Source organism: Pseudomonas sp. Os17, from assembly GCF_001547895.1.
GTDB lineage: Bacteria > Pseudomonadota > Gammaproteobacteria > Pseudomonadales > Pseudomonadaceae > Aquipseudomonas.
Genome location: NZ_AP014627.1, coordinates 3,480,593 through 3,505,609, shown reverse-complemented (window position 1 = coordinate 3,505,609; position 25,017 = coordinate 3,480,593). Strand labels below are relative to the sequence as shown.

The 25,017-nt window shown below is 65.6% G+C and carries 20 protein-coding genes; 3 read left to right on the top strand and 17 right to left on the bottom strand.

The genetic code is table 11. The features are described from left to right. Window position 1: 1 nt before the first annotated feature. Genes POS17_RS15280 through POS17_RS15235 form a run of 10 tightly spaced genes read right to left on the bottom strand, consistent with a single transcriptional unit; the run spans window position 2 to window position 11,091 of the window. Window positions 2-1,138: a glycosyltransferase family 2 protein gene (locus POS17_RS15280; RefSeq protein WP_060839348.1), complete on the bottom strand. Its 1,137-nt coding sequence runs from the start codon at window positions 1,136-1,138 to the stop codon at window positions 2-4. After that, on the bottom strand, window positions 1,131-2,096 hold the full coding sequence (locus POS17_RS15275; protein WP_060839347.1) for a glycosyltransferase: 966 nt from the start codon (window positions 2,094-2,096) through the stop codon (window positions 1,131-1,133). The genes POS17_RS15280 and POS17_RS15275 overlap by 8 nt, the downstream gene beginning before the upstream one ends. Window positions 2,097-2,154: 58 nt before the next feature. After that, a complete protein-coding gene (locus POS17_RS15270) occupies window positions 2,155-3,513 on the bottom strand; it encodes an O-antigen ligase family protein (protein ID WP_060839346.1) in 1,359 nt (452 codons plus the stop codon). Next, a complete protein-coding gene (locus POS17_RS15265) occupies window positions 3,510-4,625 on the bottom strand; it encodes a glycosyltransferase family 4 protein (protein WP_060839345.1) in 1,116 nt (371 codons plus the stop codon). Before POS17_RS15265 ends, POS17_RS15270 begins: the two co-directional genes overlap by 4 nt. Beyond that, window positions 4,622-6,214 (bottom strand): GumC family protein, encoded by a 1,593-nt coding sequence (locus POS17_RS15260; protein ID WP_060839344.1) that lies wholly within the window; start codon window positions 6,212-6,214, stop codon window positions 4,622-4,624. The genes POS17_RS15265 and POS17_RS15260 overlap by 4 nt, the downstream gene beginning before the upstream one ends. Before the next feature lie 11 nt (window positions 6,215-6,225). Continuing rightward, window positions 6,226-7,245, bottom strand: coding sequence for a polysaccharide biosynthesis/export family protein (locus POS17_RS15255; RefSeq protein ID WP_060839343.1), 1,020 nt, complete (start codon window positions 7,243-7,245; stop codon window positions 6,226-6,228). A gap of 22 nt (window positions 7,246-7,267) precedes the next feature. Then, window positions 7,268-7,912, bottom strand: a complete 645-nt coding sequence (locus POS17_RS15250) for a CpsD/CapB family tyrosine-protein kinase (protein ID WP_060839342.1) — start codon at window positions 7,910-7,912, stop codon at window positions 7,268-7,270. Between the two features lies 1 nt (window position 7,913). Then, window positions 7,914-8,666, bottom strand: a complete 753-nt coding sequence (locus tag POS17_RS15245) for a sugar transferase (RefSeq protein ID WP_060839341.1) — start codon at window positions 8,664-8,666, stop codon at window positions 7,914-7,916. A gap of 56 nt (window positions 8,667-8,722) precedes the next feature. Further along, window positions 8,723-9,742 (bottom strand): NAD-dependent epimerase, encoded by a 1,020-nt coding sequence (locus tag POS17_RS15240; protein WP_060839340.1) that lies wholly within the window; start codon window positions 9,740-9,742, stop codon window positions 8,723-8,725. Continuing rightward, window positions 9,739-11,091 (bottom strand): UDP-glucose dehydrogenase family protein, encoded by a 1,353-nt coding sequence (locus POS17_RS15235; RefSeq protein WP_060841947.1) that lies wholly within the window; start codon window positions 11,089-11,091, stop codon window positions 9,739-9,741. Before POS17_RS15235 ends, POS17_RS15240 begins: the two co-directional genes overlap by 4 nt. 647 nt (window positions 11,092-11,738) lie before the next feature. On the opposite strand from POS17_RS15235, the gene POS17_RS15230 reads away from it, so the two are divergent. After that, the gene (locus POS17_RS15230) at window positions 11,739-13,040 is read left to right on the top strand and encodes an OprD family porin (RefSeq protein WP_060839339.1); all 1,302 of its coding nucleotides are present in this window, start codon (window positions 11,739-11,741) and stop codon (window positions 13,038-13,040) included. Between the two features lie 117 nt (window positions 13,041-13,157). On the opposite strand, the gene POS17_RS15225 is transcribed toward POS17_RS15230, so the two are convergent. The 7 genes from POS17_RS15225 to POS17_RS15195 all read right to left on the bottom strand — a co-directional run bounded on the left by POS17_RS15225 (window position 13,158) and on the right by POS17_RS15195 (window position 21,628). After that, window positions 13,158-14,102 carry a carbohydrate kinase family protein gene (locus POS17_RS15225; RefSeq protein ID WP_060839338.1) on the bottom strand — a complete coding sequence of 315 codons (945 nt, stop codon included), beginning with the start codon at window positions 14,100-14,102 and terminating at the stop codon, window positions 13,158-13,160. 13 nt (window positions 14,103-14,115) lie between these two features. Next, window positions 14,116-15,612, bottom strand: coding sequence for a xylulokinase (gene xylB, locus POS17_RS15220; RefSeq protein WP_060839337.1), 1,497 nt, complete (start codon window positions 15,610-15,612; stop codon window positions 14,116-14,118). Window positions 15,613-15,763: 151 nt separating this feature from the next. Then, window positions 15,764-17,239 carry a mannitol dehydrogenase family protein gene (locus tag POS17_RS15215; protein WP_060839336.1) on the bottom strand — a complete coding sequence of 492 codons (1,476 nt, stop codon included), beginning with the start codon at window positions 17,237-17,239 and terminating at the stop codon, window positions 15,764-15,766. Window positions 17,240-17,264: 25 nt separating this feature from the next. After that, on the bottom strand, window positions 17,265-18,368 hold the full coding sequence (locus tag POS17_RS15210; RefSeq protein ID WP_060839335.1) for an ABC transporter ATP-binding protein: 1,104 nt from the start codon (window positions 18,366-18,368) through the stop codon (window positions 17,265-17,267). 24 nt (window positions 18,369-18,392) lie between these two features. Further along, complete coding sequence (locus tag POS17_RS15205; RefSeq protein WP_060839334.1) at window positions 18,393-19,223, bottom strand: carbohydrate ABC transporter permease; 831 nt, start codon at window positions 19,221-19,223, stop codon at window positions 18,393-18,395. A 10-nt stretch (window positions 19,224-19,233) separates the two neighbouring features. Continuing rightward, complete coding sequence (locus tag POS17_RS15200; RefSeq protein WP_060839333.1) at window positions 19,234-20,160, bottom strand: carbohydrate ABC transporter permease; 927 nt, start codon at window positions 20,158-20,160, stop codon at window positions 19,234-19,236. Between the two features lie 157 nt (window positions 20,161-20,317). Beyond that, on the bottom strand, window positions 20,318-21,628 hold the full coding sequence (locus tag POS17_RS15195; RefSeq protein ID WP_060839332.1) for an ABC transporter substrate-binding protein: 1,311 nt from the start codon (window positions 21,626-21,628) through the stop codon (window positions 20,318-20,320). 348 nt (window positions 21,629-21,976) lie between these two features. Here POS17_RS15195 and POS17_RS15190 point away from each other — a divergent pair, with 348 nt between their 5' ends. Further along, window positions 21,977-22,999: an AraC family transcriptional regulator gene (locus tag POS17_RS15190; protein WP_060839331.1), complete on the top strand. Its 1,023-nt coding sequence runs from the start codon at window positions 21,977-21,979 to the stop codon at window positions 22,997-22,999. 351 nt (window positions 23,000-23,350) lie between these two features. Further along, the gene (locus POS17_RS15185; RefSeq protein WP_060839330.1) at window positions 23,351-25,015 is read left to right on the top strand and encodes an AMP-binding protein; all 1,665 of its coding nucleotides are present in this window, start codon (window positions 23,351-23,353) and stop codon (window positions 25,013-25,015) included. Window positions 25,016-25,017: the final 2 nt, after the last annotated feature.

The window sequence follows — 25,017 nt, the reverse complement described above, 5'->3', positions numbered from 1 at the left end:
GTCAGCGATTCTGTTGTGGGTTCCACAGGGCATAGCGCCGCCCGCGGAGAAACTGCCAGAGGCCCACGCTCATGCCGGCCAGGGTCACCAGCACGAAGCCGGCGAGACGAAACACCTTGGGCAAGCGCCCGCGACGGTCCAGCAGCCCCAGCAGCCCGGCGCCGTAGCCGAGCAACTGGGCCAGCAGGCACAGGCTGTAGAAGGGGCCGGCGTTCCACAGCCACAGGTTGCTCAGCAGCAAGGGCAGCAACAGCACCGGGGCCAGGCGGCGGGTCAGCTTGTGGCTGATCAGGGCGATGGCGTAGGCGCCGTGGCGCAGCGGGTTCATCAGCTCACGGCGCTGGGCCAGGCTCTGCAGGCCGCCGACCGTGACCCGCAGGCGCCGCCGATACTGCTTGCCGGCGTCGTCCACGCCCTGGTCCAGGACCTGGGCCTGCTCCACATAGACGATGCGTTTGCCCGCCACCGGGGCGCAGGTGCTGATGAAGAAGTCATCGTTGACCTCGGCGGGAATGCGCTGGAACAGCTCGCGGCGCAGGGCCAGCAGCGCGCCGTCGGCGGAAACCATGCAGCCGGTGCGGTTCTCGGCCTGGCGCAACCAGGCTTCGTAGTGCCGATAAAGGCTGTCGCCCAGGCTCAGGTTGTGCCCCGGGTTGGGGATGATCATGTGCCCGCCGCAGGCGCCGACCTGGGGATCGGCCAGGGGCGCCAGGAGCTTGCCCAGGGTGTCGTCGGACCATTGGTTGTCGGCGTCGGTGAACACCAGGATGTCGTTGCGTGCCAGTTCCACCGCGGTGTTCAGGGCCCCGGCCTTGCCCACCCGCGGCAGGTCCAGGACCACGATCCGCGAATCGCGCACGCTCAACGCGGTGGCCACGGTGTCGTCGCTGGAGCCGTCGCTGGCGAGGATGATCTGCAGGTCCGTGGCCGGGTAATCCTGTTGCAGCAGGGTGCGCAGCTTGTGTTCGATGTGCGGGCCTTCGTTGTGGGCGGCGATGATCACGCTGACCGACAGCGGCAGCGCCTCCTGCTGCGGCCGCGGTCGCACGAACAGGCTGAGCAGGCCCAGCAGCATCGGGTAACCGATCCAGGCATAGAAGGGCAGGAGCAGGCACAGCCAGAAAAGAGTCTTAGCCACGGTCAGGTCTCACGGCAGCACGGTTGAAAAGACCCTGCACCAGGGCCACGGCACCCAGGTGCAGGCGCACCCCGTGCAGCAGCCAGAGTTGCAGGACGAACAGCGGATCGCGGTGGCGCCAGCCCTGGCGCAAGGCCAGCAGCAACGGCGCCAGGGCGCCCAGCAGCAGGCACAGGGCGGCCGCAACCGGCCGACCTGCGACCAGGGCCAGCAGCGCCGCCCCGCTCAGCAGGGCGCAGGCCAGGCACAGCAAGGGAAAGCGCAGCAGGCGCGGATTGAACCCGGCGGCCTTGAGCAATTGCCCGTGACTGCCCTGGCGCCAGCGTTCCTTGCCGGCCCATTCGCCCCAGCTGCCTTCAAAGCCCCAGTGCAGTACCTGGGGCTCGGGCAGGCTGATCTGCCGGGCACCGGCGGCGTGCAGGCGCAGGCCGAGGTCCTTGTCTTCGCCGGTGCGCAGGCGCTCGTCGAAACCGCCGACCCGTTCGAACCAGACCCGCCGCAGGCACAGGTTGGCGCTGGGCAACCATTGCCGTTGCCGGGCCTGGCGGCCGGCGGTCAGGCTGCGCCGTTGCCAGGCCCGGGCGAACCAGGGCGCGCAGCGCGGCGCGGCGCAATCCAGGGCCAGGACTTCGGCGCGGTTATCGGCCAGGACCTGGCGCCAGAGCTGCAGCCAGTTGGCGGGCACTTCGATATCGGCGTCGATGAACGCCAGGCAATCGCCGGTGGCCATGGCGGCGCCGCGATTGCGCAAGGCACCGATACCGATGCCCGGGCACAACAGCACCCGCGCGCCCAGTTCCCGGGCCCGTTGCGGCCCCTGATCGGTGGAACCGTTGTCCACCACGATCAGTTCGTAATCGACGGCAGCGACCCTGGCCGCCAGGATCACGCTGTCCAGGGTCCGGGTGATGTGACGCGCCTCGTTGTACATGGGCACGATCACGCTGATCCTTTGCATCTTTGCCTCCCTTGGCCAGATGGTGTTGTTGGGGCCCGGCCGGGCGCGTGCAGCGCTCTCAGGCCGGGTCGTGGGCCTCTTCGGCCTGCAGCCGCAGCACGCTGGACAGGGCCAGGAAGATCCACAGGTACTTGTGGTTGGGGGCGCTGAGAAACAGCAGGAACACCGCCATGGCCAACAGGCTCAGGCCCAGGTGGGTGGCAATGTCGGCCTGCTCGCGTCGACCCCGGGCGAGAAAGCCCTGGCGCGCCCGCTCGAAGTTGCGCAGGCCCATGAGCATCAGCGCCACGAAGCTCAGGCCGCCGGGAATCCCCAGTTCGCTGAACAGCTCCAGGTAGGTGTTGTGGGCGCGGCGGAACAGGTCCGGCTCGTTCATGTTTTCCGAGAAGCTGCTGGCGAAGCCGGTCTGCGCGTAATGTATCGGGAAGGTGCCCAGGCCCGAGCCCAGCAACGGGTTCTCGCGGATCATCTGGCCGCCCACCACCAGGTAGGAGGTGCGTCGGCCCAGGGAGGTGTCCGCCGAGTGCGAACCGGACTTGAGCATGCTCAGGGACTGGATCCGCTCCACGTACTGCGCCGGCAGCACGGCGATCCCCAGGGGCACCAGGATCGCCACGGCGAACATGGCAAACCCCAGGTGCTTGGGCCGCAGGCCCTTGAGCCGGTCGCGGTAGTGCCAGACGCCGATGGCAATGGTGAACAGCACCACCAACAGCCCCGAGCGCGAGTCGGTCTTGGTCATCCCGGCCATCAGGGTCAGGCTGATGCCGACCCAGAACAGCCGCACCGGCCAGTAGGGCGAACGCAGCGCCAGGAGGATCGCCGGCGGCACCGCCATGGCAATCAGCAGGGCGAAGTAGTTGGCGTCCTGCAGCAGGCCGATGGCGCGGCCGCCGACCTGGTACTTGGCCGACACCAGGGCGATCACGCAGGTGGTCGCCACGCTCAGCGCCAGCAGGCGGCAGAGCATCAGCAGGTGGGTTTCCCGGGCGATCAGCAGGGTGACGAAGAACAGCACCAGGCCCACCGCCAGCTCCCGCAGGCTGTCCAGGGACACCAGCAGGTTTTCGCTGTACATCAGGCTCAGCAGCAGGCACAGCAGGAAGGGGCCCAGGGCCCGCCACAGGTTGCTGCGCAGGCGGGTATCGGGAATCTGCCGCAGCAACAGCTTGCACAGCATGATCAGGATCAGCGAGGCCCCCAGCAGCTTGGCCGCGGAGAACGGGCTGTCCTTGAACAAACCTTCGAACGGCACCAGGGCACAGATCCCCAGCAGGCCCCAGCCCGGACGGCGATAGAGCACGGCCACGCCCACCAGCCCGAGTACTGTCAGCGGTGCCAGAAACGGCCAGGGACTGGCCAGCAGCAACAGGCTGGCCAGGCCCAGCACAATGCCCAGAACAGGAGCGGCGATCATACCGTGGCGCTCTCCCTGGCCAGGCGGTACAGCTCATCCCAGCGGTGCGCCAGGGTCGGCAGGTGGTAGTGCTTGCGCTGGGTGACGCGAGCGGCCTCGGCCAGTTCTCCGGCCAGGGCCGGGTCATCCAGCAGGCGGCCGATGCAGCGGGCCAGATCGGCGCTGTCCAGGGGCTTGGCCAGCAGGCCGTTCTGCCGGTGCTGCAGCACATCGGGAATCCCGCCCACGGCGAAGGCCACCACCGGGGTGCCGGCCTGCATGGCTTCGAGCAGGATCATCGGCGTGCCTTCGGTGCGCGAGCTGAGCACCAGCACGTTGAGGCGCTTGAGCCAGGGCTGCATGTCGTTCTGGTAGCCCGGCAGCAGGATGCGCAGGGTCAGCCCGGCCTCGTCGATACGCTGGCGCAGCGCCTGGTTCTGTTCACCGTCGCCCAGCAGCACGGCCCTGAGCGCAGGGCGCTGCCGGCACAGGCCGATCAGCGCGTCGAGAAACAGGTCCGGGCCTTTTTCCGCACTCAGGCGACCGACGAACCCCACCAGCGGCGCCGCCTCGTCGCGGCGGATCAGGGCTTCCTGCAACGGCGGACCTTCCTTGCTCGCCGGCGCCGGACGCTGCGGCTCCGGCAGGCCGTTGGCGATCACCTGCAGTTTGCTCGCGGGTACCCCGGCCTGCAGGTGCAACTGGGCAATGCTCTGGGCCACGCACGCCACCCGGCGCACCCGTGGGCTGCGGCACAGGCGCAGGCTGATCCAGGTGTAGAGCTTCTGTTTCAGGCTGCGCGGGGTGAAGCCGTGCTGGGTCAGCACCAGGGGCAGGCCCAGGCGCCGGGCGCAGATCCAGGCGAACACCTGGGCCTTGAAGTTGTGGGCGTTGAGCAGCCCCGGCTGCTGGCGCAGATGGCTCAGCAGTTGCTTGAGGCAGCGGCAGTTGTGGCAGGTCACCCCGTCCTGGGCAAAACGCTGCAGCAGCGCCTCGGGAGCGTTGATGAACACCACCCGATGCCGTCCCGGGGTGACCCGGCAATGATCCAGCAGCATGCGTTCGGCGCCGTAGAAGCCGCCGCTGTGGATCAGGTGCACAACCGGTTGCGCCGCCATGCTCAGGTCGCTCATTGCTTGGCCCAATGCCAGGCCCAGCGCCAGGTCCAGCGCGGGAAGGGGTTGACCGGCTGTTCCTGGGGCGCGTTGAGCACCATCAGCACCGGCAGGCCGAGGTGGTCGCTGACCTGGGCCGGGTGCTTGAAGCGGTGATCGAAGAACTCGTAGACATACCCCAGGGCAATCGCCAGCAGCAGGCCGGTGAGCAGGCCCAGGGGAATGATCAGCATCGGCTTGGGAAACGCCGCTTCGCTGGGTTCGTAAGGCTGGCTGAGCACCCGGGCGTTGGACAGTTCGCCGCTGATCAGGCGTTCGCCACGGCTTTCTTCATAGCGCTGGGTGTAGGTGAAGAAGGCCTTGTGCAAGGCATCGATTTCGGTGTCCAGCTGGCGCAGCTTGCTCAGCACCTCTTGCAGGTCGCGGACCCGCGCCTTGTAGTCGTTGATCCGCGCGGTTTTCTGCGCGATCACCGACTGGGTGATCTGCAGGTCGCTGCTGCGCTCGCGCACCCGGTTTTCCACCACTTTGAGGAACTGCGCCCGGGCCCGCACGATCTGCTCGCGCTGCTGCTGCATCGGTACGCTGTCGGCGCGGTAGGTGTCGGCGGTGGTGCCGTACTGGCTCACCAGATTGGTCAGTTGCTCGCCCAGTTGCTTGATCTCGCGGTCTTCGTAGGCCACGTTGTCCACGGTGTTGGCGAAGGCGAAGGGGAAGGTGTAGTCGGTGAGGCCGGCCTTGCGTGCCGCCGCCAGGTTCTTCTGCAGGTAGTCCAGGCGGCGCTGGTTCTCCAGGGCCTGGTCGCGGTAGCCGTTGAGCGATTGCTCCTCGGTGTTGATGGCGTTCAGGCGGAAGGTGATCTCCTCCTTGGGATCGGAGGCGTGCGCGGCTTCCAGCAGCGCCTGGCGCTTGCCTTCCAGGTCATCCAGGCGCGACTGGTACTGGGCCTTCTTCTGTTCATAGAAGGCTTCGGGCAGTTCGTTGGATTGCAGGTCCTGGCGGTTTTTCAGGTAGTTGGCCAGCAGGCGCTCGACAAAGCGCGTGCCTTCGGCGGCATTGGGGCTGGCATAGACGATGGAGATCACGTTGGAGCCGGGCAGGGTGCCGATCTTCAGGTCCTTGACCGCCTGATCGGTGAAGGCATCCAGGCTGGTGTCGCGCACCGGGTCCACGGCCAGGCCGAAGAAGCCGCGCAGCGGGTTGATCACATGGTTGCGCAGCGGGTCGATCAGGCCATTGCGGATCGGCTTGACGATCAGCCGGGTCAACAGGCCCTCATTGCCGCCGAACTGACCTTCGCCGCGCAGCTGCTCGATGGTGGTGCGGATCAGGGTCGGCGAACGCAGGATATTGCTCTCGGTCTCCATGTCCGCCAGGGACGGCGGGATGAACTTGTCGCTGTCCGGGGTGAGCACGGTGTTGGCGTCGGTCTGCGACAGTTTCTTGGACTGCACTATGACCTCGGCGGTGATCTCGAAGCTCTGCTTGAGCACCAGCGGCAGCAACAGCGCAATCACCGCGAAACCCAGGAACACCCGCTTGATCAGGCGTCGATTGACAAAGAACACGAGGAGGAACTCGTGCAGGTAGTTTTCGATCTTGGTCATCAAGAGGGAACTCAGTTGTTGTTCGTTTCTTTGTTGTCGACGCGGTAGCCGAAGCTGAACCCGACACCCTGGAACATGATCACGTCCGCCAGCTGCTTGCTCAGGGCCCCGGCCTTGGCCAGGCGGGTCTTGGGCACGTAGAGCATGTCGTCCGGCTGCAGGTAGGCGAACTGCAGGGCCTTGCCGTCCAGCGCCGCATCGGCGTCATACACCCGGGCTTCGACCTGATTGCCCTTGCGCCGCATGATCACCACCGAATCCAGGCGCGCGGTGGGACCGGCGCCCTTGGCCAGGGTCAGGGCTTCGAGCACCGAGATCGGCCGGCGCACCGGATAGGCCCCGGGCTGGCCGACTTCGCCCATGACGAACACTTCGTTGGCCGCGGTGGTCTTGAGCAGCACGTCGACGCTGACCTGGCCCACTTCCTTGGCGTAGCGCTGGTTGATCAGGGTCTGCAGCTCGCTGAGGCTCTTGCCCTGCAACGACAGGCTGCCCAGCAGCGGGAAGCTGGCGCGGCCGTCGGAGCCGACCACGATCTCCCGGCTCAGGCCGGTGGCCGGGTTGGTCAGGCTGGTGCGCAGGTTGTCCAGCTGGGCCATGGCGTGGGAGATCGAGAAGGTGATCTGCGGCTTCTTCAGCACCTTGGCGTACTGCGTTTCCAGGGCCTGGCGCGCCTGTTCGGCGGACAGCCCGGCGACCTGGATATTGCCCACGTAGGGCATGTCGATGCTGCCGTCGGGCAGTACCAGCTTGCTGCCGCCCAGCTCCGGCGCGGTGAGGAAGCTCACGTCCACCTGGTCGCCGGGCTGCACGAGGTAGCGCTGCTGGCTGGTGGTGCCGATGTGGAAGATCACGTCCAGCACGTCCTGCGGGCGCAGCACCTGTTCGATGGGCATGACCTCGGTGAGCTGGGCCTGGTCGGCCGGGGCGCTGAGGATCTGCACCGGCATCTGCTGCGGCTCGCGGTTGACGCAGCCGCCCAGGGCCGCCAGCAGCGACAGGCCCAGCAGGGAGAGTCTTGGCTTGTTCATGGTTACACGGTCCTTGTGCCGGTCAGAGACGGTCATAAACCCACTTGGGCATGTAGTACTTGCGAGCGTTGAACACGCTGCCGATCAGCTTCGCCTCGGCCTGGATCAGGCGCTGCGCCGCGGCCTGGGCCACTTCCCAGCGGGTTTCCTCGCTGCGCACCACCAGCACCACGCCGTCCACCTGGGTGCTCAGGGTGAGGATGTCGCCGCTGCTGTACACCGGGTCGCCGTCGATGATCACGAAGCGATAGTCCGCGGCCAGGGCCTGCAACAGTTCCTGCAGCAGTTCCGGGGTCAGGCGCTCGGCGTATTGCTGGCGGCGGCCCAGGGGCAGGAAATCGAAGCCCAGTTCATCGCTGCTTTCGATGCACTGCGCCAGGAGCGGCGGGGTTTCGGCCAGGGCCAGGTCGAGAAAGCCGGGGCGTTCGCCCAGGTCCAGGCGCCGGGTCAGGCTGTTGTCCGAAAGGCTGGTGTCCACCAGCAGGACCCGGCCGCGGCTGGTGCGCGCCAGTTCGCTGGCCATGCTCAGGCTGCTGCTGGTGATGCCGCTGTTGCGGTTGGCCGCCGTCAGCAGGATCACCCGCAGCTCCTGGTCGAGCACGGTGACCGCCAGGTTGCTTTCGCTGGGACGCTGGATCTTCAGACTGGCTAGAGTTGCTGCCGCCATTTCAACTTGCTCCATGGCCATTGAGGACCTTGAAAGGGGTTTTGATCAGGATCTTCAGGTCGAGCCAGGGGCTCTGCTGGAAGATGTACGTCATGTCCAGGGTGACCCGGCCGTCGAAGTCCACATCGCTGCGGCCCGAGACTTGCCACAGGCCGGTGATCCCGGGGTAGATGCTCAGGCGCCCGAGGTGGTGTTCCTTGTAGGTCTGGGCGTGGAACGAGGTGGGGCGCGGGCCGACGATGCGCATCTGGCCCAGTACCACGTTGATCAGGTTCGGCAACTCGTCGAGGCTGGTGCGCCGCAGGAAGCCGCCGATCCCGGTGATCCGCGGGTCGCGGTCGATCTTGAAGTCCACCGAGTCCGGGCCGTGCTTGTTCAGGTGGCGCACCGAGTCCTTCAGGGCTTCGGCGTTGACCACCATGGTGCGGAACTTGTACATGCCGAAGCGCCGGCCGCGAAAACCGGTACGCAGTTGCACGAAGAACACCGGTCCCGGGCTGGTGAGCTTGATCGCCAGCGCCACCACCAGCAGCAGCGGCGACAGCAGCACCAGCAGCAGGGCGGCCAGCAGTGCCGAGGTCAGGCGCTTGCTGCGCGACAGGGTCCAGGGCCGGCCACCTTCGCGGCCACTGATCCAGCCGTGATGCTGCAGATCGATGGCGGCCTGGACCTTGCGCCGAAACGGGTCGTTGCGCCGGTCGATGCGCGCCGGTGCCGGCACCTCGGTTGCGGGCGATGAGAAGGGTCTTTCCATATCCACCGGGAGTACTTCCATTGCAAGGGGTTGGTAAAGGGCGCCGCGGCACCGGCTCAGGACCGGGTGCCGGTGTAGTAGCTGCGGTACCACTGGACGAAATGGCCCAGGCCTTCATCCAGGGGCACCTGGGGTCCGAAACCGGTGAGGTTTTCCAGGGCGCTGACATCGGCACAGGTGTTGAGCACGTCACCGGGCTGCAGGGGCAGGTACTCCACCTGGGCCTGGCGGCCGAGGAGCCGCTCCAGGGTGCTGACGTAGTCCTTGAGCTCCACCGGGCGCTGGCCACCGATGTTGAACAGGCGCCACGGCGCCATGCTGGTGGAGGGGTCCGGCTGCTCGCGATCCCACAGCGGGTCCCGCGCCGGTGGCTTGTCCAGCAGGCGCACCAGGGATTCGACGATGTCGTCGATGTAGGTGAAGTCGCGCTGGTGCATGCCGTAGTTGAACAGCTTCAGCGGACGCCCCTGGCTGATGGCGTCGGCAAACAGGATCGGCGACATGTCCGGCCGGCCCCAGGGCCCGTACACGGTAAAGAAGCGCAGGCCGGTGGCCGGCACGCCGAACAGGTGGCTGTAGCTGTGGGCCATCAGCTCGTTGGCTTTCTTGCTCGCCGCATACAGCGACAGCGGATGGTCGACGTTGTCGCTGACCTTGTACGGGGTCTGCTGGTTGGCCCCGTACACCGAACTGGAAGAGGCATAGATCAGGTGCTGCACCGGGAAGCGCCGGCACATTTCCAGCAGGTTGAGAAAACCGCTGAGGTTGCTGTCCAGGTAGGCCTTGGGGTTTTCCAGGGAGTAGCGCACCCCGGCCTGGGCGGCGAGGTTGATCACCACCTGGGGCCGGATCTCGGCAAACAGCCGCTCCAGCCCGGCGCTGTCCGCCAGGTCCAGGCGTTGCAGCGGGAAGTGCCCCACTTGCCGTTCCACCCAGCGCACCCGGTCGCGCTTGAGCTGGGGGTCGTAGTAGTCGTTGAAATTATCCAGCCCGGTGACCTGGTGCCCATCCTTGAGCAGACGCAGTGCGGTATGGGCGCCGATAAAACCGGCGGCTCCGGTGATCAGGATATTCATGCGCCAAGGGCCTCCGGGATGCGGTAGGGCAGGCCAATGCTCAGATAGTGCAGACCGGCGTCCGCTGCCTGTTGCGGGTTGTAGAGATTGCGCCCGTCGACGATCAGGCGGTCCTTGAGGGTGTCGCGCAGCAATTTGAAGTCCACCACGCGAAAGGCTTTCCATTCGGTGCAGATCACCAGCGCATCGGCGCCTTGCAGGGCGTCATCGCGGGTGGCGCACAGCTGCAGGTCATCGCGGTAGCCGTACAGGCGCCGGCATTCGGTCATGGCTTCCGGGTCGTAGGCCTGGACCCTGGCCCCGGCATCCCACAGCGCCTGCATCAGGTAGCGGCTGGTGGCTTCGCGCATGTCGTCGGTGTTGGGCTTGAAGGCCAGGCCCCAGAGAGCGATGACCTTGCCCTGCAGGTCGTCGCCCAGGTGCGCCTTGAGCTTGCGAAACAGCACATGGCGCTGCTGCTCGTTGACGTCGCGCACGGTCTTGAGCATGTGCGGTTCCAGCCCGTGGCTTTCGGCGGTGTGGATCAGCGCCCGCAGGTCCTTGGGGAAGCACGAACCGCCGAAGCCGGCGCCCGGGTAGATGAAGTGGTAGCCGATGCGCGGATCGGCGCCGATGCCCTTGCGCACCGCGTTGATGTCCACACCCAGGCGTTCCGCCAGGTTGGCCATCTCGTTCATGAAGCTGATGCGGGTGGCGAGCATCGCGTTGGCCGCGTACTTGACCAGCTCGGCGCTGCGGTTGTCCATGAACATCAGGCGGTCATGGTTGTGGTTGAACGGCGCGTACAGTTCGCTCAACTGTTGGCGGGGCAGGTCATGGGCACAGCCGACGATGATCCGGTCCGGGCGCATGCAGTCGGCCACGGCGGAGCCTTCCTTGAGGAACTCCGGATTGGAGACCACGTGCACCCGCAGCTGGGATTGGCCCAGGTCCGCCAGTTGCTCGGCGACGGTTTCAACCACCAGATCGGCAGTGCCCACCGGCACCGTGGATTTGATCACCAGGGTCTTGTCGCTGAGCATCAGGCTGGCAATCTTGCGGGCCACCGCCAGGACATGGTCGAGGTCCGCCGAGCCGTCTTCGTTGGAGGGCGTGCCGACCGCGATGAAGATCACCTGGGCATGGCCCACGGCGTCGCTGGCCTGGGTGGTGAAGTGCAGTCGGCCGGCCTTTTGATTCTCTTCGATCAGGGTCGCCAGACCCGGCTCGTGAATCGGCGGAATAGAACGTTGCAGCTGGGCGATTTTCTGGCTGTCGATATCGACACACACCACGTTATGCCCGACATCGGCGAGGGCAACTGCTTGCACCAGGCCGACATAACCAGTACCGAAAACGCTGACTTCCAAGGGAACGACCTCGTCCATGATGAGTGTTGGGTGAGGCTGTGGCTCACCTTCCGCAAAGGGCGTATGGCACATTGCCGCCATCGCGCTCTTTTTTTGACACTATCACAGTGGTAAGACGTTTAATTGACGTTTTGCGGTGATGCATAAATGACACTGCCGTTTTTCATATTCTCCGTGATTGATAAAAAAACATATAAAACAAAGAGTTAAACGGTCTTATGAGGGTTGTAAGGTAAAGCGTCAAATAGTTGTTTCGGTATTTTCAAAAGACAAAAAATCCGACAGACGGTATGTCTAAGCGATAAAAAAATGATGCTTTTTTGCCAGCATTGACTACTGGCTATTCAGGCCGAGGGCATTTCTGATCGTTCGGACAGTTTTTACCCGGCTGCCGGCCCGATGAAAAATTGAAAAAAATGACAGGTTTATTCCTGTTTTTGTCGGTATTGGGTCGCTCGCCGCCACGCGCTGTTTTTCGACCAGGGAGTCAGACTAAAGTCGGGTTGGGGCGGTTTTGGCCATCTGCCATCATGTGCGCCCCTCATTGATTCAATCAATTCAACCTGTAGTCTTTGATTTGCAGGATGAATGAGTCCTGGGTCTCTCCCTACCGACCTCGCGTCACTGATTTGTGCTGGAGCCTGTTCATGCGTCCCCCTTTTTCCCTGATCCATCCGTGCCCGCTGCTGGGCCTCGGAGCCGCCGTCCTGTGGGCTGGATTTGCCCCGTCGGTTCACGCCGACGGCTTTCTTGAGGACAGCAGCGCCAAGCTGGAATCACGCACGATCTACTTCAACCGGGATTTTCGTGACGGCCATACCAGCACCGAGCAGGGGGCTTCCAAGCGTGAGGAGTCGGCCCAGGGCTTCATCCTCAACCTGCAGTCGGGCTACACCGAAGGCACCGTGGGGTTCGGCCTGGATGCCCTGGGCATGCTGGGGATCAAGCTCGACTCCAGCCCCGACCGCAGCAACAGCGGCCTGCTGCCTTCCAGCGGGCACGACCCGCGGGGCTCGGCGGACCAGTACGCCAAACTGGGCCTGACCGCCAAGGTCCGGGTCTCGCAGACCGTGTTCAAGTACGGCGCGCAACTGCCGGACCTGCCGCTGCTCAAGTACAACGACGGGCGCCTGCTGCCGACGATGTTCAATGGCGCGGTGCTGACCTCCAGGGAGGTCAAGGACCTGACCCTGACCGCCGCACGGCTCAACCGTTACACCGCCCGGGATTCCACCGACGCCCAGGACATCCGCGTGCACTGCAAGAACAAGCGCTATGCCTGCAACACCACGGCGGATCACTTCGACACCTACGGCCTGGACTACAAGTTCAACGAGCGGCTGACCGGCCACTACCACTACGCCGAGCTGGAAGACATCTACCGCCAGCATTTTGTCGGCCTGCTGGCCAACCAGCCCTTGGGCCCTGGCGTGCTCAAAGGCGACCTGCGCCTGCTCAAGAGTGCCGACACCGGCGCCGAGCGCGCCGGTGGCATCGACAACCGCGCCCTGAGCACCTTGCTCGGCTACAGCCTCAGCGGTCACACCCTGAGCGCCGGCTGGCAGCGCATGTACGGCGACAATTCGATGCCCTACCTGGATGGCAGCAACCCGTACCTGGTGAACTACGTGCAGGTCAACGACTTCGCGGCGATCCAGGAGCGTTCCTGGCAGCTGCGCTACGACTACGACTTCAAGGCCGTTGGCCTCAATGGCCTGAGTTTCCTGACCCGCTACGTCAGCGGTGACCACATCAAGGTTCCGGGCAGCCTGCGCGAAGGCCGCGAGTGGGAGCGCGACAGCGAACTCAAGTACGTGGTGCAGAGCGGCACCTTCAAGGACGTCAGCCTGCGCCTGCGCAACGCCACCTACCGCAGCAACTACCAGAAGATCGCCCGCGACATGGACGAAACCCGGCTGATCGTCAGCTACAACTTCTCCCTGCTCTGACCAGGGCCGAGGAAAAGCACCACGGCGGCACTGAATGTTGCAGGAGCTGGCTTGCCAGCGAAGGTGTCGCCCGAATCGGCGCAAGGCTGACGGGCCCCTTCGCCGGCAAGCCGGCGCCTACAGCGGTTGCAGTTGATGGCGGTAGGGCAGGTCCGGGCCGGTGCGGGTGCAGGTCAGGGCGGCGGCGTTGACGGCAAAGCGCAGCAGGGCGTCGGTCTGTTCGCGGGTCAGTTGCTCAAGGCCCTGGGGCGAGTCCAGCCCCTGCTCGGTCAGCCAGGCAATCAGCGCCGCCTGGAAGGTGTCGCCGGCGCCCACGGTGTCGGCCACTTGAACCTTGGGCGTCGCCACCGACCAGCTGCCATGCCGGGCGCTGAACACCGTCGCGCCCTGGCTGCCGCGGGTCAGGAACACCAGTCGGGCATTGCCCTGCAGCCATCCCTGGATCAGCGTCTGCGGCGCTTGCCCGGGGTAGAGCAGGGTCAGGTCTTCGTCACTGACCTTGATCAGGTCGGCGTACCCGGCCAGTTCGGCGATGCGCTGGCGCCACAGTTGGATATCCGGCTGCGGGTTGAGCCGCACATTGGGGTCGAGGCTGATCAGGCGCCGCCCGCGCTCGCGGCGCACCAGGGCCAGCAGGGTGTCGGCAATCGGCTGCACCACCAGGGCAAACGAGCCGACATGCAGCCCGCGCACCCCGGCGTCCAGCTCCGGCAGGTGTTCTTCGAGCAATTGGCGATCGGCGCAGCCTTCGCCCCGGAAGCTGTAGTGCGGCGAGCCATCGGCGCCCACGGCGACCATGGCCAGGGTGGTCGGGGCGGCGAATTCCCGCAGGTAGTCGGTGTTCACGCCTTCCTCTTGCAGCACCCGCCGCAGGCGCTGGCCCAGGTAGTCCCGGGACAGTCCGGCCAGCAGCGCGGCGTCGATGCCCAGGCGACGCAGGCCCACCGCCACGTTGAACGGCGAACCACCGGCAATCGCCTGGAACGCCACTTTATTGGCCGGAGCACCGGCCTCATCCGCGCTGAAAAAGTCGAACAGCGCCTCGCCACACACCAGATACATAGTCATTCGCTCTTCAAAGGGTTGTCAGTCGTTGTCGGTAACCTTGGTACAACGGTTCGTAGGCCGCTACGTGTTCGGCCCGAGGCTGGGTGGCGCTGCCCGGGTCCAGGTGCACGCAGCGCTCACAGAGTGCTTGCAGATCCAGTGTCGGCTGCTGCTCCCGGCCGTGACACCAGGCGGCCTGGATCGCCGCGCCCAGGGCCGCGGCTTCGTGCTCCAGGGGGCAGATCACCGGGGTGTGCATGATATCGGCGACCATCTGCCGCCACAGCGGACTTTTTGCCCCGCCACCGATCAGGCGGATGCTCTGGCTGTGCAAGCCCGCCGCGCGCAACAGATCCAGGCCGTAGCGCAAGCCGAAGGTGGTGCCTTCGACCACGGCGCGGCACAGGTTGGCCTGGGTCAGGTTGTCCAGGGTCATGCCATGCAGGCTGCCTTGGGCATGGGGCAGGGCGGGCACCCGTTCACCGTTGAAAAACGGCAACAGGCACAAGCCACCGGCGCCGATCGGCGCTTGCGCCAGGCGCTGGTTGAAGCCGGCCAGATCCAGGCCCAGCAGCTCGCGCACCAGGGTGGTGGCGTTGGTCAGGTTCATGGTGCAGATCAGCGGCAGCCAGCCACCGCTGGAGGAGCAAAAGGTGGCCACCGCCGGCTCGGGGCTGACCCATGGCTGTTCGGCAAAGGCATACACGGTGCCGGAGGACCCCAGGCTCATGGTGATGATGCCGGGCTGGATGTTGCCGGTGCCGATCGCCCCGAGCATGTTGTCGCCACCGCCGCTGGCCACCAATGCCTCCGCGCTGATGCCCAGTTGCCGGGCGATCGCGGGCTGGATGCGGCCCACCGCCTGATGCGCTTCGAGCAGGTGCGGCAAGGCCCGCTCCAGGCGCCCGCTGGGGTCGATATGGGCCAGCAGGGCGCGGTCCCAATCACGTTTGCGCACATCGAAGTAGCCGCTGCCCGAGGCGTCGCCGTACTCGCTGCAACAGCGTCCGGTCAGGCAGAAATTCAGGTAGTCGTGGGGCAGCAGGATATGCGCGATACGCTGGAACACCTGAGGCTGCTGCTCCCGGGTCCAGAGCAGTTTTGACACCGTATAGCCCGGCGCGATGGCCAGCCCCAGGCGGTCCAGGGAACCCTGGGTGCCCCCCAGCCAGTCCAGCAGGCGCTGGTTCTCGGCGCTGCTTTCGGTGTCGCACCAGAGCTTGGCCGGGCGCAGCACCTGGCCCTGGTCATCGAGCAGCACCAGCCCGTGCTGCTGGCCGGAAATCCCGACGCCGAGCACCTGCCCGCCATCCACCCCGGTTGCCTGCAATGCCTGCCGGGTTGCGCCGATGCAGGCCTGCAGCCACTGCGCCGGGTCCTGCTCGCGGCGGCCATTGGCGCCGCTGATCAGGCGGTGGGGCGCGGCGCCGTGGCCCAGGACGGTGCCGCTGCGGCTGTCGAGAATCAGCGCCCTGGTGCCCTGGGTGCCGCAGTCGATGCCAAGAAAAAGCCTGGATTGAGTCATGAGGGTTCCCGGTTCCGGTGGTTGTTGGCGCTCTGGAGACTCTCCGCCTGGCCGCCCCGGCCGCTTATGGCCGGTGGCCGCTGCCGGGCCTTGGGCGAGGCGGCGAAAAGGCACGCAGGCCCTTGCCTGGCAAGCTGCCGCCCAGGGCACTTCATCGCGCCAGCAAGCGTTCCAGGGTCTGGCTTACGCCGTGTTCGCGCAAGCTGTTGAAGCAGCGTTCGAAGGCGGCGATGAACTCGGCGGAGCGCGCAATCGCCACACCGAAGATCTCTTCCACCCCCAGCAGGCGCTGGGTCAACAGGCTGTCGTCGGCCACCAGGGCCTGACAGAACTCGGCCCTGGGGTCGGGGATCGAGTAGTGCCTGCCGTTTTCGTCCACCCCCCGCAGGTACAGGGCCCAGGCCGCCACTACCAGGGCCGCGCGTTCGGTGTCGCGGCCATCGGCGATCAGGCGGTTGACCGTGGGCACGGTGAACTTGGGCAGCTTTGATGAACCGTCGCTGCACACCCGCTCCAGCTGGTCGGCAATCGCCCGATTGGAGAAGCGCTGGATCAGGGTGTCCTTGTACGCCGCCAGGTCGATGCCCGGCACCGGCGCCAGTTGCGGGGTCACGTCCAGGTCCATGTAGTCCCGCAGGTAGGCGACGAACAACGGGTCGTCCAGGGTTTCGTGGACGAAGCGGTAGCCCTTGAGAAAACCCAGGTAGGTCAGGGCCAGGTGGCTGCCATTGAGCAGCTTGATCTTCATCTCTTCATAGGGCGTGACGTCGTCGGTGAACTGCACGCCGACCTGCTCCCAGGCCGGGCGGCCGTTGCAGAAGCGGTCTTCCAGCACCCACTGGACAAAGGGTTCGCAGACCACCGGCCAGGCGTCGTCGATGCCGTGTTCATCGTGCAGTTGCAGGCGGTGAGCGTTGCTGGTCATGGGGGTGATGCGGTCGACCATGGCGTTGGGGAAGCTGACGTGACGGGCGATCCAGTCGTGCAGGTCGGCGTCGTGGCGGGCGGCGAAGGCCAGCAGCGCCTTGCGGGTCACCGCGCCGTTGTGCGGCAGGTTATCGCAGGACATCAGGGTGAAGGCCGGGATGCCCGCGGCCCGGCGTCGAGCCAGGGCGGCGCAGAGAAAACCGAACACCGTGCGCGGCTGCCGCGGGTGTGCCAGATCGTGCTGGATCTGCGGCAGATGGAGCATGAACTCGCCAGTGCTGTCGTCGATGCAGTAGCCGCCCTCGGTGATGGTCAGGGAGACGATGCGGATCTCCGGGCTGGCCAGCTTGTCGATCAGCGCCTGGGCGCCGTCCTCGGCCAGCAGCATCTGGCTGATGGCGCCGATTACCCGCACTTCGTGGCCGTCGCCGTCACCCAGTTCAAAGAGGCTGTAGAGGTAGTCCTGGCCGGCCAGATCGTCCCGGGCGCGGCGATCCTCGGGGCGCAGGCCGATGCCACAGATGCTCCAGTCCAGGCCCAGGCCCCGGTTCATCAGGGCGTCGGTGTAATAGGCCTGGTGGGCCCGGTGAAAGCCGCCGACGCCGATGTGGGCAATGCCCTGGCGGGTGTCGGCGGGCCCGTAGGCGGGCAGCCGCACCTGGGGCGGCAGTTGGCTGAGGTTCAAGCGATTGAGTTTCATGCGGGGGCTCTCGGTCATCAGGGGATCAGGCGGCGGCGCGCAGCAAGCGGGGAACGGCCTGGCCTTGGTCATCGAACAGATGGCAGTGCTCGGGGTCCAGTTGCAGGTGCAGTTGCTCGCCGTAACGGCTGGCCAGGTCACCGCGGATGCGCAGGGTCAGGGCTTCGCCGCCGCTGCTGCGGACATGGCAGAAGGTGTCGCTGCCCAGGCGCTCGGCAACGTCGGCGGTCACCGGCAGGCTGGCGCGGCCGGGCTCGCCCAGTTCCAGGTGTTCGGGGCGGATGCCCAGGGTCACCGCGCTGCCGACCTTGAGTTGCGCGCTGTGGCGACCCAGGTGCAGGCGCGCCCCGGCCTGCAGGTGCACCTCGCACCCCTGGCTGTCGACCTGGCTGACGTGGCCCTTGAGAAAACCCATTTTCGGCGTGCCGAGAAAGCCGGCGACAAACAGGTTGGCCGGGTTGTGATACAGCTCCAGGGGCGCGCCCACCTGTTCCACCCGGCCGCCGTTGAGCACCACCACCTTGTCCGCCAGGGTCATGGCTTCGACCTGATCGTGGGTGACGTAGATCATGGTGGCCTGCAGCTCCTGGTGCAGGCGCGCCAGCTCCAGGCGCATCTGCACCCGCAGCGCGGCATCCAGGTTGGACAGCGGTTCGTCGAACAGGAAGATCTTCGGGTTGCGCACAATCGCCCGGCCGATGGCCACGCGCTGGCGCTGGCCGCCGGACAGTTGCTTGGGCTTGCGTTCGAGCATCGGCCCCAGTTCGAGGATGCGCGCCGCCTCATCGACCTTCTTCTGCACCAGGGCCTTGTCGACCCCGGCCAGGTCCAGGGCGAAGGACATGTTCTTGCGCACGCTCATGTGCGGGTACAGGGCGTAGGTCTGGAACACCATGGCCAGGTCGCGCCTGGCCGGGCTGACTTCGGTGATGTCGCGGCCGTCCAGCTCGATGCGACCGCCGCTGACTTCCTCCAGCCCGGCGATCAGCCGCAGCAGGGTGGATTTGCCGCAGCCCGAGGGGCCGACGAAGACCACGAATTCCTTGTCGTTCACCTCAAGGTCGATGCCCTTGATGATCTCGAAGCCTTCGAAGCCTTTTTGCAGGTTGCTGATTTTCAGGTGAGCCATGGGGTGTCTCCAACAATTCGAGGGTTACTTCACTGCGCCAAAGGACAGGCCGCGCACCAGCTGTTTCTGGCTGATCCAGCCGAAGATCAGGATCGGCGCGCAGGCCAGGGTCGAAACCGCCGAGAGCTTGGCCCAGAACAACCCTTCGGGACTGGAGTAGGAGGCGATCAGCGCGGTCAGCGGGGCGGCATTGGCAGAGGTCAGGTTCAGCGACCAGAAGGCTTCGTTCCAGCACAGGATCAGCGACAGCAGCACGGTGGAAGCCAGCCCGCCCTTGGCGATCGGCAGCAGCACCCGGAGCATCTCCTGGGCCAGTGTGGCGCCGTCCAGGCGGGCGGCTTCAAGGATGTCCCGGGGGATGTCCTTGAAGTAGGTGTAAACCATCCACACCACGATCGGCAGGTTGATCAGGGTGTAGATGACGATCAGCGCAATGCGCGTGTCCAGCAGGCCGAAACTCTTGGCCAGCAGGTAGATCGGCATCAGCACGCCCACCGGCGGCAGCATCTTGGTCGAGAGCATCCATAGCAGGGTGCGCTTGGTGTGGCGAGTCTCGTAGAAGGCCATGGAGTAGGCCGCCGGCACCGCGATCAGCAGGCACAGGGCGGTGGCGCTGAAGGAAATCACCACCGAGTTCCAGGCGAAGGCCAGGTAGTTGCTGCGCTCGTTGATGTGCAGGTAGTTCTCAAGCGTCGGCGTGAAGATGAACTGCGGCGGCGTGGCGAAGGCGTCGATTTCGCTCTTGAAGCTGGTCAGCACCATCCAGAAGATCGGGAAGAAGATCAGGATCGCGATGGCCCAGGCCAGGGTGCCCAGTAGCAGGCTTTGCAGGCGTCGGGATTGTTGCAGGGTCATGGCGGGCACCTCAGCTCTGGTCAGTCAGGTTCTTGCCGATCATCCGTACCAGGATGATCGCGGCGATGTTGGCGATGACCACGGCGATCAGGCCGCCGGCGGAAGCCATGCCCACGTCGAACTGCACCAGCGCCTGGTTGTAGATCAGGTAGGCCAGGTTGGTCGAGGCGTAGCCCGGGCCGCCGTTGGTAGTGGTGAAAATTTCGGCGAACACCGAGAGCAGGAAGATGGTTTCGATCATCACCACAACGGCGATGGGGCGCGCCAGGTGGGGCAGGGTCAGGTGCCAGAAGATCGCGATGGGGCCGGCGCCATCCAGGCGTGCGGCTTCTTTCTGTTCCTGGTCCAGGGACTGCATGGCGGTCATCAGGATCAGGATGGCGAACGGCAGCCACTGCCAGGAGACGATGAGGATGATCGACAGCAGCGGGTAATGGGCCAGCCAGTCCACCGGCTGGGCGCCGAACAGCTTCCACACGGCGGCGAGGATGCCCGATACCGGGTGAAAGATCAGGTTCTTCCAGATCAGTGCGCCCACCGTGGGCATGATGAAGAACGGCGAGATCAGCAGCACCCGGACCAGGCCGCGGCCGAAGAACTCGCTGGCTTCCAGCAGGGCACTGATCAACACGCCGAACACCACGCTGATCAGCAGCACGCTGCCCACCAGCAACAGGGTGTTGGTGGCCCCGGGCACAAAGCCCGAGTCACTGAGGAAGTAGCTGAAGTTCTCCAGGCCCACGAACGGGTTTTCACCGGGGTACAGCAGGTTGTAGCGGATCAGCGAGAAGTACAGGGTCATGCCCAGGGGCACGATCATCCACAGCAGCAACAACGCCACTGAGGGGCTGACCAGAAACCAGCCGGGGCTGGCCAGGCGACGCTTGCGGCGAGCCGCCTGCGCTGGCAGATGGAGCTTGGCAGTCGAGGTATTCATGAGGATCACAACCAGTTGGGTATGAGGGGGCGCGACACTGCGCTGGCATGGCCGGGTTGCGCGTAGGAGCTGGCTTGCCAGCGAAGGCGTCCTTGAACACTGCGCAAGACTCAAGGGCCTCTTCGCCGGCCAGCCGGCTCCTACCAGGCGTGCCGGGTTATTTCGGGTAGCCGGCGCGCTTCATTTCCCGCTCGGTGCTCTGCTGCGCGGCGGCCAGGGCCTGGTCCACCGTGCTCTGGCCGATCAGCGCCGCGGAGAACAGCTTGCCGACCTGGGTGCCGATGGCCTGGAACTCGGGAATGGTCACCAGCTGGATGCCGATGTAAGGCACCGGCTTGAGGGTCGGTTTGCTGGGGTCCACCGCCTTCAGCGATTCCAGGGTGATCCGGGCGAACGGCGCGGCGTTCATGTAGGCCGCGCTGTAGGTCGAAGCCCGGGTCCCCGGCGGCACGTTGGCGATGCCGTCCTTCTCCGCCACCAGGGCTGCATATTCCTTGGAGGTGGCCCAGGTGGTGAAGGTCCTGGCGGCGTCCTTGGCCTTGGAACTGGCGGGGATCGCCAGGGACCAGGAATACAGCCAGGCGCTGCCCTTGTCGGTGACCTGATGCGGGGCAAAGGTGAAGCCCACCTGCTGGGCGACCTTGCTCTGGCTCTGGTCGGTGACAAAGGAGCCGGCGACGCTGGCGTCGACCCAGATCGCGCACTTGCCGCTGTTGAACAGCGCCAGGTTTTCATTGAAACCGTTGCTCGAGGCCCCCGGCGGGCCGGATTTCTTCATGTTGTCGACGTAGAAGGTCAGGGCGTTCTTCCACTCCGGCCCGGTGAATTCGGGCTGCCATTGCTCATTGAACCAGCGCGCGCCGTAGCTGTTGGCCAGGGTGGTGATCAGGGCCATGTTCTCGCCCCAGCCGGCCTTGCCCCGCAGGCACAGGCCGTATTGCTCCTGGCCGGGTTTGTTGAGCCTGGCGGCGAACTCGCCGATCTGCTCCCAGGTCGGCCGCTCCGGCATGCTCAGGCCGGCCTGCTGGAACAGGTCGGTGCGGTAGTAGGTCATGGAGCTTTCGGCGTAGAACGGCAGGGCATAGAGCGTGCCCTTGACCGACAGCCCCTCGCGCACCGAGGGGAAGACGTCATCCAGGTCATAGCTGGCGGGCAGGTCCTGCATCGGTTGCAGCCAGCCCTTGGCGCCCCAGAGCGCGGCCTCGTACATGCCGATGGTGAGTACGTCGAACTGCCCGCCCTGGGTGGCGATATCGGTGGTCAGGCGCTGGCGCAGGACGTTTTCTTCCAGCACCACCCAGTTCAGCTGGATGTCCGGGTGCTCGGCCTCGAAGGTTTTCGACAGCCGTTGCATGCGGATCATGTCGCTGTTGTTGACGGTGGCGATGGTCAGGGTCTGGGCGCCGAGGGTGACGCTGCTGAGGGTCATGCAGGTGGTGACGAGCAGGGCTTTGGTGCAAGGGTTCATCGGTCACTCCTGTTCTGCGCCGGTGCGGGCTGCAGAAGGACGGTTATTGTTGTTATGTCTTCTGCCGGACGAGGCAGAATGTGGGCTGATTACAGCCCGCCAACGCGGTGCTGACAAATCATCCCTGACACTTGAATCGATACTTTTTTGCACTGCCGGGATAGCGGTTCGTTGACCGTGCTAGCGGTTTGCACGGCTTGCCCGGGTGGCGGGGCGATGCAGGGGCGGACGAATCCGTATCGGTTTTCGCTGGTGCGAGGCTGTCAACTACGGCCAAAGCCCACTGGCTTTTTCCCGGTCACTGCCTAAGATGGCGATCCCGAGATCCTTAGGAAAACGTTGGTCACGATGGCGGAAAAAGACACCATCTCCATGCAACTGGTGCGCGAGGCGCTGCTGCAAAGCTGTGCGCCGGGGGCGGCCACCGCGGAAGTGCTGAACAAGGTCGGGATTGATCCGGCGCTCCTGCAGCAGGGCTGCGCGCGCGTCCCGGCCAGCGCCTATGCCCGGCTCTGGCGGCTGTTGGCCCGGCGTCTGGATGACGAGTTTTTCGGCATGGATCCGCGCCGGCTGAAGTCCGGCAGCCTGGCCTTTCTCTGCCGCTCGGCCATGGCCCAGCCGACCCTGGCGGCGGGGCTGGATTCGGTGCTGGGCTTTCTGTCGCTGATGTTCGAACGCCTGCCGGCGCAACTGGTGCGCCAGCAGAGCCTGGCAGAAATCGTCCTGCAGGACGACGAGCATGCGCCGGGCCGGGCCTTCACCTATTTCACCTACTGGATGATCGTCCATGGCGTGGCCTGCTGGCTGGCAGGGCGGCGGATTCCGATCCTGGCGATCGAGCTGCGCTGCCCGCAGCCGGACTTCTGCGACGACTACCGGGTGATGTTCTCCGACAACCTGCGCTTTGCCCGGTCGCGCACGCGGATGATCATCGCCGCCGATTGCCTGGACCTGCCGATCAAGCGCAGCGAGGAAGAGCTCAAGCGCTTTCTGGCCCAGGCCCCGGCCAACATCCTGGTGAAGTACCGCGACCCCGAGAGCCTGGCCAGCCGCATCAAGCAGCAGTTGCGGCAATTGCCCGGCGAGCAGTGGCCGGAAAGCGAAAGCCTGGCCCAGAGCCTGTGCATGTCTGCCTCGACCCTGCGCCGCCGCCTGGCCGAGGAGGGCCAGAGCTACCAGGCGCTCAAGGACAGCGTGCGCAAGGAGCTGGCGATTGTCTGGCTGGCGGAGCCGCAACTGAGTTTCGCCGAGATAGCCGGGCGCCTGGGGTTTGCCGACACCAGCTCGTTCTACAAGGCGTTTCGCAAATGGTCCGGGTCCAACCCCGGGCATTACCGCAGCCTGATCCTCAACGACCCGGACCTCTCGTAGGAAGCGGCTTGCCGACAACGGGGCCGCAAGCCCTGCGCCGCCCCGGCCGACGCCTTCGCTGGCAAGCCAGCTCCTAAAGCAGTCAGATACACCGTGCAGTTCCCTGTAGGAGCCGGCTTGCCGGCGAAGAGGCCCGCAAGCCGTGCACCACTGCGGTTGCGCCTGCGCCGGCAAGCCGGTTCCTGCAACGAGCGCGGGGCCTGCCGGTCGCCACGGCCGGGGTGGGTTCTTGGCCAAACCGGTCACGCAACTTGATAGCTTTGACCATTGTCGCGCGAGGGCTCTGGCGCCAGTATTTCCCTGCTTTTCATGAGGTTCCCATCCTAATAAGAACAGTGAGGGATTCAGGCAATGCGCAACTACCAGTCCGCCATCAAGGATTTCAATTATCAGCACTGTGTCGACGCCGCCCTGGCGGGTTCGCTGTCGGCGCTCAATGCCTGCGTCGAATGTTGTGACCGGCATGCGTTGCCCGGGCGCATCGCGCTGTTCTGGGAGGGCCGCGACGGTAGCAGCGCCACCTATACCTTCACTGAACTGCAGGACAAGGCCGCACGCCTGGCCAATTTCTTCCTGGTCCAGGGGGTCGGCAAGGGCGACAAGGTCGCCGGGCTGCTGCCGCGCAATGTCGAGTTGCTGATCACGGTGCTGGCCACCTGGCGCATCGGCGCGGTGTACCAGCCGCTGTTCACCGCCTTTGGTCCCAAGGCCATCGAGCACCGCCTCAACAGTTCAAAGGCCAAGCTGGTGATCTGCGACGCGGTGAACCGGCCGAAGCTGGCGGAAGTCGCCGAGTGCCCGACCGTCGTCACGGTCGCGGCGGCCAAAGGGCAGGGCATCGTGCGCGGCGATTTCAGTTTCTGGGCCGAGCTGGAACAGTACCCGGCCCAGTGCGAGCCGGTGCTGCTGACCGGCGAAGACCCGTTCCTGCTGATGTTCACCTCGGGCACCACCGGCCCGTCGAAAGCCCTGGAAGTGCCGCTCAAGGCCATTGTCGCGTTCCAGAACTACACCCGCGACGCGGTGGACCTGCGCCCCGAGGATGCGTTCTGGAACGTCGCCGACCCGGGCTGGGCCTACGGCATCTATTTCGGCGTTACCGGGCCGCTGGGCCTGGGTCACCCGATCACCTTCTACGATGGCCCCTTCACCCTGGAAAGCACCTGCCGGGTGATCAACAAGTACGGCATCACCAACCTCACCGGCTCGCCTACGGCCTACCGCCTGCTGATCGCCGGCGGCGACCAGTTCGCCCGTTCGATCAAGGGGCGCCTGCGCATCGTCAGCAGCGCCGGTGAGCCGCTGAACCCGGAAGTCATCCGCTGGTTCGCCGAACAGCTGGACGTGGTGATCCACGACCATTACGGCCAGACCGAGCTGGGCATGGTGCTGTGCAACCACCACGGCCTGGACCACCCGGTGCATGTCGGCGCCGCCGGTTTCGCCTCGCCCGGCCACCGCATCGTGGTGCTGGACGAAGAGTACCGCGAGCTGGGTGTCGGCCAGCCGGGCATCCTGGCCATCGACCGCAGCCAGTCGCCAATGTGCTGGTTCGCCGGTTACGCCGGGGTGCCGACCAAGGCGTTCGTCGGTGACTACTACCTCAGCGGCGACACCGTCGAGCTGAACCAGGACGGCAGCATCAGCTTCGTCGGCCGCAGCGACGATGTAATCACCACGTCCGGCTACCGGGTCGGTCCCTTCGACGTGGAAAGTGCCCTGATCGAACACCCGGCGGTGGTGGAGGCGGCGGTGGTGGGCAAGCCCGATCCGGAGCGCACCGAGCTGGTCAAGGCCTTCGTGGTGCTCAGCGAGCAGTACCGCGCCACGCCGGAGTTGGCCGAGGAATTGCGCCAGCATGTGCGCAAGCGCCTGGCGGCCCATTCCTACCCCCGTGAAATCGAATTTGTCAGTGATTTGCCCAAGACCCCCAGCGGCAAATTGCAGCGCTTTATCTTGCGCAACCAGGAAATCGCCAAGGCTCAAGAGGCCGCGGCGTCAACAGCTACCGCGTAAAC